The organism is Cupriavidus sp. SZY C1, from assembly GCF_032190535.1.
In the GTDB taxonomy this organism is placed as follows: domain Bacteria; phylum Pseudomonadota; class Gammaproteobacteria; order Burkholderiales; family Burkholderiaceae; genus Cupriavidus; species Cupriavidus pauculus_C.
On sequence record NZ_JAUANU010000025.1, the window covers coordinates 21,113 to 28,820 of the forward strand.

At 70.0% G+C, this 7,708-nt stretch carries 8 protein-coding genes; 7 read left to right on the forward strand and 1 reads right to left on the reverse strand.

Features of this window, described 5'->3' with window-relative positions; all coding sequences use genetic code 11:
* Positions 1–9: 9 nt before the first annotated feature.
* Complete coding sequence (locus tag QTN24_RS24530) at positions 10–444, reverse strand: GNAT family N-acetyltransferase (protein ID WP_124684337.1); 435 nt, start codon at positions 442–444, stop codon at positions 10–12.
* A gap of 175 nt (positions 445–619) precedes the next feature.
* On the opposite strand from QTN24_RS24530, the gene QTN24_RS24535 reads away from it, so the two are divergent.
* From QTN24_RS24535 to denD, 7 genes are all read left to right on the forward strand, one after another.
* A complete protein-coding gene (locus QTN24_RS24535; RefSeq protein WP_313840192.1) occupies positions 620–1,363 on the forward strand; it encodes a FadR/GntR family transcriptional regulator in 744 nt (247 codons plus the stop codon).
* 10 nt (positions 1,364–1,373) lie between these two features.
* Entirely contained in the window at positions 1,374–2,267 is an 894-nt protein-coding gene (gene ltnD / locus QTN24_RS24540; RefSeq protein ID WP_313840193.1) for an L-threonate dehydrogenase, read from the forward strand.
* A 4-nt stretch (positions 2,268–2,271) separates the two neighbouring features.
* Positions 2,272–3,543, forward strand: coding sequence for a 3-oxo-tetronate kinase (gene otnK / locus QTN24_RS24545; protein WP_313840194.1), 1,272 nt, complete (start codon positions 2,272–2,274; stop codon positions 3,541–3,543).
* Positions 3,540–4,184: an aldolase gene (locus QTN24_RS24550; protein WP_313840195.1), complete on the forward strand. Its 645-nt coding sequence runs from the start codon at positions 3,540–3,542 to the stop codon at positions 4,182–4,184. Before otnK ends, QTN24_RS24550 begins: the two co-directional genes overlap by 4 nt.
* A gap of 193 nt (positions 4,185–4,377) precedes the next feature.
* The gene (locus QTN24_RS24555) at positions 4,378–5,736 is read left to right on the forward strand and encodes an MFS transporter (RefSeq protein WP_124684342.1); all 1,359 of its coding nucleotides are present in this window, start codon (positions 4,378–4,380) and stop codon (positions 5,734–5,736) included.
* 39 nt (positions 5,737–5,775) lie between these two features.
* Positions 5,776–6,558 carry a 2-oxo-tetronate isomerase gene (gene otnI, locus QTN24_RS24560; protein WP_313840196.1) on the forward strand — a complete coding sequence of 261 codons (783 nt, stop codon included), beginning with the start codon at positions 5,776–5,778 and terminating at the stop codon, positions 6,556–6,558.
* An 18-nt stretch (positions 6,559–6,576) separates the two neighbouring features.
* Positions 6,577–7,548, forward strand: coding sequence for a D-erythronate dehydrogenase (gene denD / locus QTN24_RS24565; protein WP_124684344.1), 972 nt, complete (start codon positions 6,577–6,579; stop codon positions 7,546–7,548).
* Positions 7,549–7,708: the final 160 nt, after the last annotated feature.

Sequence of the window (7,708 nt, forward strand, 5' to 3'; positions counted from 1 at the left end):
GCGCCGGGCCTAGCCGATACGCTTGCGCATCTCCACGTGCGGGATGCCGGCTTCCTCGAATTCCCCGCCCACCTGCGCAAAGCCCACGCGCGCATAGAACGGCGCGGCGTGGGTCTGGGCGTTCAGGATCAGCTCGGCGTAGCCGAGTTCGGCCGCCTTGGCCATCAGGGCGTCCAGCACCCGGGCACCCATACCGGTGCCGCGTGCCGATTTCAGCACCGCCATCCGGCCGATGTGGCCGTCGGGCAGCAGCCGGCCGGTCGCCACGGGCGTGCCGTCGGCGTCGAAGGCCAGCGCGTGCCAGCTTGGCGCGTCCATGTCGTCCCATTCCAGTTCCACCGGCACCCCCTGCTCCTCCACGAACACGCTGTAGCGGATGGCGCGGGCGCGCTCGCGGGCGTCATCCCATGGGCAGACCAGGACGGAATTGGCAGTGGCGGACATGATGCGGGGAATCAGGAAGTCGGAAGAGAGGCGCAATCATACGCCGCGCCCGGTCAAGCCGCCAACGCGCGCTGTGCGATTACCGGACAGCGGGCGTACCATCCTAGGGATAACCCGCCTGCCACACGTCCGTGAAATTTGTATGATGACCTGACTACCCGATGACGTGACGACGATGTTCCAGAAGATTCCTGCTCGCGCGCTGACCGACAGCGTGGCCGAACAGCTACTCGAAAAGATCGAGGGCGGCGTGTTCCCGCGCGGCGCCAAGCTGCCGACCGAGGCCGTGCTGTCCGAGGAGTTCGGCGTCAGCCGGACCGTGATCCGCGAGGCCATCGCCCGGCTCAAGTACGAGGGGCTGGTGGAATCGCGCCAGGGCAGCGGCGTGTTCGTGACCGAGCAGGCCGGCATCCGGCCGCTGCGGATTGACTACACCGACGTCGCCACGCTGGAATCGGTGCTGCAGATCGTCGAGCTGCGCCGGTCGATCGAGGCCGAGGTGGCCGCGCAGGCCGCCCGGCGCCGCTCCGACGCGGCCATGGCGGGCATCGACGCCGCGCTGGCGCGCATCGATGCCGAGGTGGCCGACGGCGGCGACGGCGTGGCCGCCGACGTGGCGTTCCACCGCGCCATCGCCGAGGCCACCGGCAACCCCTACTTCCTGAAGACGCTGGCGTTCCTGAGCCAGTACCTGGAAACCGCCACGCAGGTCACCCGGACCAACGAGGCGCGCCGCGAGGATTTCTCGCGCCAGGTGCGCGAGGAGCACCAGGCCATCGTCGCCGCCATCCGCGCGGGCGACCCCGACGCCGCGCGCAACGCGGCCCAGAACCACATGTACAACGCGGCGCGCCGGCTCTCGCAGCTTGGCGACGACGACAGCGCCGCCGGCGACCTGCCGTCCGGCCTGTCGCACTGAGGAGAATTCCATGTCCAGAAATATTGGCGTCATCGGCCTGGGCGCGATGGGCTACGGCGTGGCGCAGTCGCTGCTGCGTGCCGGCTTTCGCGTGCATGCGTGCGACCTGCGCGACGACGTGCTGCGCCGCTTTGCCGATGCCGGCGGCATGCCGTGCGGCAGCCCGGCCGAACTTGGCGAACGCTGCGACGTGGTGCTGACGCTGGTCGTCAACGCCGCGCAGACCGAGGCCGTGCTGTTTGGCGAACAGGGTGCCGTGCCGAAGATGGCGGCCGGCAAGCTCGTGATTGCCAGCGCCACCGTGCCGCCCGGCTTTGCCGAATCGCTCGGCAAGCGGCTGGCCGGCCATGGCCTGCTGATGCTCGACGCGCCGGTCTCGGGCGGCGCGGCCCGTGCCGCCAGTGGCGAAATGACGATGATGACGTCGGGCCCGGCCGATGCCTACGCGCTGGCCGAGGACGTGCTGGCCGCCATCGCCGGCAAGGTCTACCGGCTGGGCGACGCCCACGGCGCCGGCTCCAAGGTCAAGATCATCAACCAGTTGCTGGCTGGCGTGCATATCGCCGCGGCGGCCGAGGCCATGGCGCTGGGCCTGCGCGAAGGCGTGGACCCCGACGCGCTGTACGACGTGATCACCCATAGCGCCGGCAATTCGTGGATGTTCGAGAACCGCGTGCCGCACATCCTGGCTGGCGACTACACGCCGCTGTCGGCCGTCGACATCTTCGTGAAGGACCTGGGCATGGTGCTGGACACGGCCCGCACCAGCAAATTCCCGCTGCCGCTGTCCGCCGCCGCGCACCAGATGTTCATGATGGCGTCCACGGCCGGCCACGGCGGCGAGGACGATTCGGCCGTCATCAAGATCTTCCCGGGCATCGACCTGCCGCAGCCCAAGGAGTAAGACGATGAGCAACCGTCCCCTGCTTGGCTGCATCGCCGACGACTTCACCGGCGCCACGGATCTGGCCAACACCCTCGTGCGCAACGGCATGCGCACCGTGCAGACGATCGGCGTACCGGTCGGCACGGTGGACGCCGACGCGGTGGTCGTGGCGCTGAAGTCGCGCACGATCCCGGCCGACGACGCCGTGGCGCAGTCGCTGGCCGCGCTCGAATGGCTGCGCGCCCAGGGCTGCCGCCAGTTCGTGTTCAAGTACTGCTCGACGTTCGATTCGACCGACGCCGGCAACATCGGCCCGGTGGCCGAGGCGCTGCTGGGCGCGCTGGGCAGCGACTTCACGATCGCCTGCCCGGCCTTCCCCGAGAACGGCCGGACGATCTTCCGCGGCCACCTGTTCGTGGCCGACACGCTGCTCAGCGAATCGGGCATGGAGCACCATCCGCTCACGCCGATGACCGACGCCAACCTGGTGCGCGTGCTGCAGCGCCAGAGCCAGGCGCCCGTGGGCCTGCTGCGCTACGACACGGTGGCGGGCGGCGCCGCTGCCATCCGCGCCCGGATCGACGCACTGCGCGGCCAGGGCGTGAAGCTGGCGATTGCCGATGCGATTTCCGACGCCGACCTGCTGGCGCTAGGCGAAGGCTGCGCCGCGCTGCCGCTGATCACGGGCGGCTCGGGCATTGCGCTGGGCCTGCCCGAGAACTTCCGCCGCGCCGGGCTGCTGCCGGTGCGCGACAACGCGGCCGAGGTGCCGGCCGTGGCCGGGCCGGGCGTGGTGCTGGCCGGCAGCGCGTCGCGCGCGACGAACGGCCAGGTGGCGCGCTGGATCGCCCAGGGCCGCCCGGCCATGCGGATCGATCCGCTGCGGCTGGCCCGCCAGGACGGCGTGGTGGACGAGGCGCTGGCCCTGGCCGCGCAGCACGACGACCCGGTGTTGATCTACGCCACCGCGCAGCCCGACGAGGTCAAGGCCGTGCAGGCCGAACTGGGCGTGGCGCGCGCCGGCGAGCTGGTGGAGCACGCGCTGGCCAGCATCGCGGCCGGGCTGAAGGCGCGCGGCACTCGACGCTTTGTGGTGGCGGGCGGCGAGACGTCGGGCGCGGTGGTCCAGGCGCTGGGCGTGCAGTCGCTGCGCATCGGCCGCCAGATTGCCCCCGGCGTGCCGGCCACGGTCACGCTGGACGACGCGCCGCTGGCGCTGGCCCTGAAATCGGGCAACTTCGGCGGCGAGGACTTCTTCGACGAGGCGCTGCGGGCGCTGGGAGCGGCGGCATGACATCGAGCCGGGAAAGCGCACTGCGCGAGGAAATCTGCCAGGTCGGCGCCAGCCTGTACCAGCGTGGCTACACGGTCGGCACGGCCGGCAACATCAGCGCCCGGCTGGACGACGGCTGGCTGATCACGCCGACCGATGCCTGCCTGGGCACGCTGGACCCGGCGCGCGTGGCCAAGGTGGCCACGGACGGCACGTGGGTGTCTGGCGACAAGCCGTCGAAGACGCTGACGCTGCACCGCTGCGTCTACGACAACAACCCAAACGCGCACGGCGTGGTCCACACGCATTCGACGCATCTGGTCGCGCTGACGCTGGCCGGCGTCTGGCAGCCCGACGACGTGCTGCCGCCCATCACGCCGTACTACGTGATGAAGGTCGGCCATATCCCGCTGATCCCCTATCACCGCCCCGGCGACCCGGCCGTGGCCGCGCGCGTGGCCGAGCTGGCCAACGCCGTGCGCGGCGTGCTGCTGGCGCGGCTGGGGCCGGTGGTGTGGGAAGACAGCGTGTCGCGCGCGGCATGGGCGCTGGAGGAGCTGGAAGAGACCGCCCGGCTCTGGATGATGCTGCGCGACAAGCCCGGGCCGCTGGACGAAACCGCGCTCGCGGAGTTGCGCGACACGTTCGGCGCGAAGTGGTAGGCCGGTAGGTCCGTCCACGCCACACCCATAGTTTGCGCCCCGCTGCCGCGCGCGGCGGCGGGGCCGGGGGAGAAGGCCAGCGCCCGGACCGGGCGACGACCCATAACAACGCCCTGCCCTCTCCCCGGCCCGGTCCCGCCCAGCGGGAGCGGGAGACCACCCCCAGCCGGTTCCATCAAGGAGACTTTTCAAAATGACCGCATCCAACCCCGCGGTGGGGACCCCTGCCGCCGACGGCCGGCTAGACGCCGACCAAGCCGTTGAAAAACGCGCCTACAACAAGGTGTTCTGGCGCATCATGCCGTTCCTGATGCTGTGCTACGTGATCGCCTATCTCGACCGCGTCAACGTCGGCTTTGCCAAGCTGCAGATGGCGCAGGACCTGCAGTTCTCGGAGACCGTGTTCGGCCTGGGCGCCGGCCTGTTCTTCATCGGCTACTTCCTGTTCGAGGTGCCCAGCAACCTGCTGATGCACAAGATCGGCGCGCGGGTCTGGATCGCGCGGATCATGATCACCTGGGGCATCATCTCGGCCGCGTTCGTGTTCGTGCAGACGCCGACGCAGTTCTACGTGATGCGCTTCCTGCTGGGCCTGGCCGAGGCCGGCTTCTATCCGGGCGTGATCCTGTACCTGACGTACTGGTACCCGTCGCACCGGCGCGCCAAGATGATCGCGCTGTTCATGTCGGGCATCCCGGTGGCCGGCATGTTCGGCAACCCGCTGTCGGGCTGGATCATGGACGCGTTCCACGACACGCACGGCTGGGCCGGCTGGCAGTGGATGTTCTTCATCGAGGCGCTGCCCGCGTTCGTCATCGGCATCGTGACGGTCTTTGTGCTGCGCGACGGCATCGACAAGGCCCCGTGGCTCAGCGCCGACGAAAAGCGCGTGCTCAAGCGCAACATCGAGGACGACGAGCGCGCGGCGTCCGCCGCGGCCACCACGGGCGGCCAGCGCAACGTGCACTCGCTGGGCGCCGTGTTCAGCGACCGCCGCGTCTGGTGGATGTGCCTGATCTACTTCTGCTTCGTGACCGGCCAGTACGCGCTGACGTTCTGGATGCCGACGCTGGTCAAGGCCAGCGGCGTGACCGGCAACCTCAACATCGGGCTGCTGTCGGCCATTCCGTTCCTGTGCGCCATCGTGGTCATGAACATCCTGGGCCACAGCGCCGACGCCCGGCGCGAGCGCCGCTGGCACCTGATCGTGCCGGCGCTGATGGGCGCCACGGGCTTTGCGATTGCGGCGTCGTTCACCCACAATACGACGGTGGCCATCGCGGCGCTGTCGCTGGCCGCCGCCGGGGTGCTGACCTGCGCGCCGCTGTTCTGGTCGCTGCCGACCGCGTTCCTGAGCGGCATCGCCGCCGCGTCGGGCATCGCCGTGGTCAACTCGGTGGGCAACCTGGCCGGCTTTGTGTCGCCGTACATGGTGGGCGCGCTCAAGGACCTGACGCAGAGCACGCAGCTGCCGATGTACGTGCTGTCGGCCATCCTGGTGGTGGGCGCGCTGCTGGTCTGGCTGACGCCGGCGAAGCTGGTCAACCGTTGATATCGAACCTGTCGAACCTGTCGTCCAAGGAGACCTGACATGCCGCGCTTTGCCGCGAACCTCTCGATGATGTACACGGAGCACGACTTCCTGGACCGCTTTGCCGCCGCGGCAAAGGACGGCTTCCAGGCCGTGGAGTACCTGTTCCCGTACGACCATCCGGCCGCCGAGATCCGCAAGCGGCTCGACGACCACGGCCTGACGCAGGCCCTGTTCAACGCGCCGCCGGGCGACTGGGCCGCCGGCGAACGCGGCATGGCCGCGCTGCCGGGCCGCGAGGCCGAGTTCCGCACCGCGTTTGCCCGCGCGCTGGAGTATGCGACGGTCATCGGCAACGACCGCGTCCACGTGATGGCCGGCATCGTGCCGGCGGACGCCGACCGCGCCCGCTGCCGCGCGGTCTACCTGGAGAACCTGGCCTACGCGGCCGCGTCGGCCGCCGCACACGGGCTGACCGTGCTGATCGAGCCGATCAACGCGCGCGACATGCCCGGCTACTTCCTGAACCGGCAGGACGACGGCCAGGCCATCTGCCAGCAGGTGGGCGCCGCCAACCTGAAGGTGCAGTTCGACTGCTACCACTGCCAGATCGTCGAGGGCGACATCGCCAGGAAGCTGGAGCGCGACTTTGCCGGCATCGGCCATATCCAGATTGCCGGCGTGCCCGAGCGCCACGAGCCGGACGTGGGCGAGCTGAACTACCCGTACCTGTTCGACGTGATCGACCGCCTGGGCTACACCGGCTGGATCGGCTGCGAGTACCGGCCGCGCGCCGGCACGTCGGCCGGGCTGGGCTGGCTCAAGCCGTACCTGAAGCGATAACCGAGGATTGTCCGCACCATGAACGTACTGATCACCGGCGGCGCCGGTTTCCTGGGCCTGCAGCTGGCCCGCCTGCTGCTCAAGCGCGGCAGCCTGAACCTGGACGGCCGCGCCGTCTCCATCGACCGCCTGACGCTGCTGGACGTGGTGGCGCCGCAGATCGACGATGCCCGCGTGCGCGTGGTGACCGGCGACCTGTCGGACCCCGCCGTGCTGGCGCAGGCCATCGACCGCGACACCGGCGCGATCTTCCACCTGGCCGCCGTGGTCAGCGGGCAGGCCGAGGCCGATTTCGACCTGGGCATGCGCGTGAACCTGGACGCCTCGCGCGCACTGCTGGAAACGTGCCGCCAGCTCGGCCACGTGCCGCGCGTGGTGTTCACGAGTTCGGTGGCGGTGTACGGCGGCAAGCTGCCGGCCGTGGTGCAGGACGACACGGCGCTGAACCCGCAGTCGTCGTACGGCGCGCAGAAGGCCATCGGCGAGCTGCTGCTGTCCGACTACAGCCGCAAGGGCTTTGTCGATGGCCGCGTCCTGCGGCTGCCGACCATCAGCGTGCGGCCTGGCAAGCCGAACGCGGCGGCATCGTCGTTCGCCAGCGGCATCATCCGCGAGCCGCTGGCCGGCGTGGCCGCCAACTGCCCGGTGCCGCCGGACACCGCGCTGTGGCTGCTGTCGCCGCGCGGTGCCATCCAGGCGCTGGTCAACGGCATCGAACTGGACGGCGCCCGCTTTGGCAACCGCCGCGTGGTCAACCTGCCGGGGCTGTCGGTGACGGCCGCCCAGATGGTCGACGCGCTGCGCCGCGTGGCCGGCGACGCCGTGGCCGACCGCGTGACGTGGCAGCGCGAAGAACGCATCGAGAAGATCGTCGGCACGTGGCCGGCCGCGTGGGACACCACCCGCGCCCTGGAACTGGGCTTCGTCGGCGACGCGAGCTTCGACGACGTGGTGCGGGGGTATGCGGAGGATGCGGGGGTTGTGGTTTGATGCGTGGCGTTGAGGGAAGACTGTCGCGGGCGTGAGGCTTGCCCTCACCCCCGGCCCCTCTCCCGCCATGCGGGAGAGGGGAGTGTAGTGGTCAAGTTTTTTCAGACAGGTATTAAGGTTGTCTGGCGTTTGAACTTGTCCTCAAACTCCTGCGGCGACT

Excerpts from the sequence above, each read along its gene's own strand:
- QTN24_RS24530 (WP_124684337.1), bottom strand. The coding sequence starts at position 444 with ATGTCCGCCACTGCCAATTCCGTCCTGGTCTGCCCATGGGATGACGCC.
- QTN24_RS24555 (WP_124684342.1), top strand. The coding sequence starts at position 4,378 with ATGACCGCATCCAACCCCGCGGTGGGGACCCCTGCCGCCGACGGCCGG.
- ltnD (WP_313840193.1), top strand. The coding sequence starts at position 1,374 with ATGTCCAGAAATATTGGCGTCATCGGCCTGGGCGCGATGGGCTACGGC.
- denD (WP_124684344.1), top strand. The coding sequence starts at position 6,577 with ATGAACGTACTGATCACCGGCGGCGCCGGTTTCCTGGGCCTGCAGCTG.
- QTN24_RS24550 (WP_313840195.1), top strand. The coding sequence starts at position 3,540 with ATGACATCGAGCCGGGAAAGCGCACTGCGCGAGGAAATCTGCCAGGTC.
- otnI (WP_313840196.1), top strand. The coding sequence starts at position 5,776 with ATGCCGCGCTTTGCCGCGAACCTCTCGATGATGTACACGGAGCACGAC.
- QTN24_RS24535 (WP_313840192.1), top strand. The coding sequence starts at position 620 with ATGTTCCAGAAGATTCCTGCTCGCGCGCTGACCGACAGCGTGGCCGAA.
- otnK (WP_313840194.1), top strand. The coding sequence starts at position 2,272 with ATGAGCAACCGTCCCCTGCTTGGCTGCATCGCCGACGACTTCACCGGC.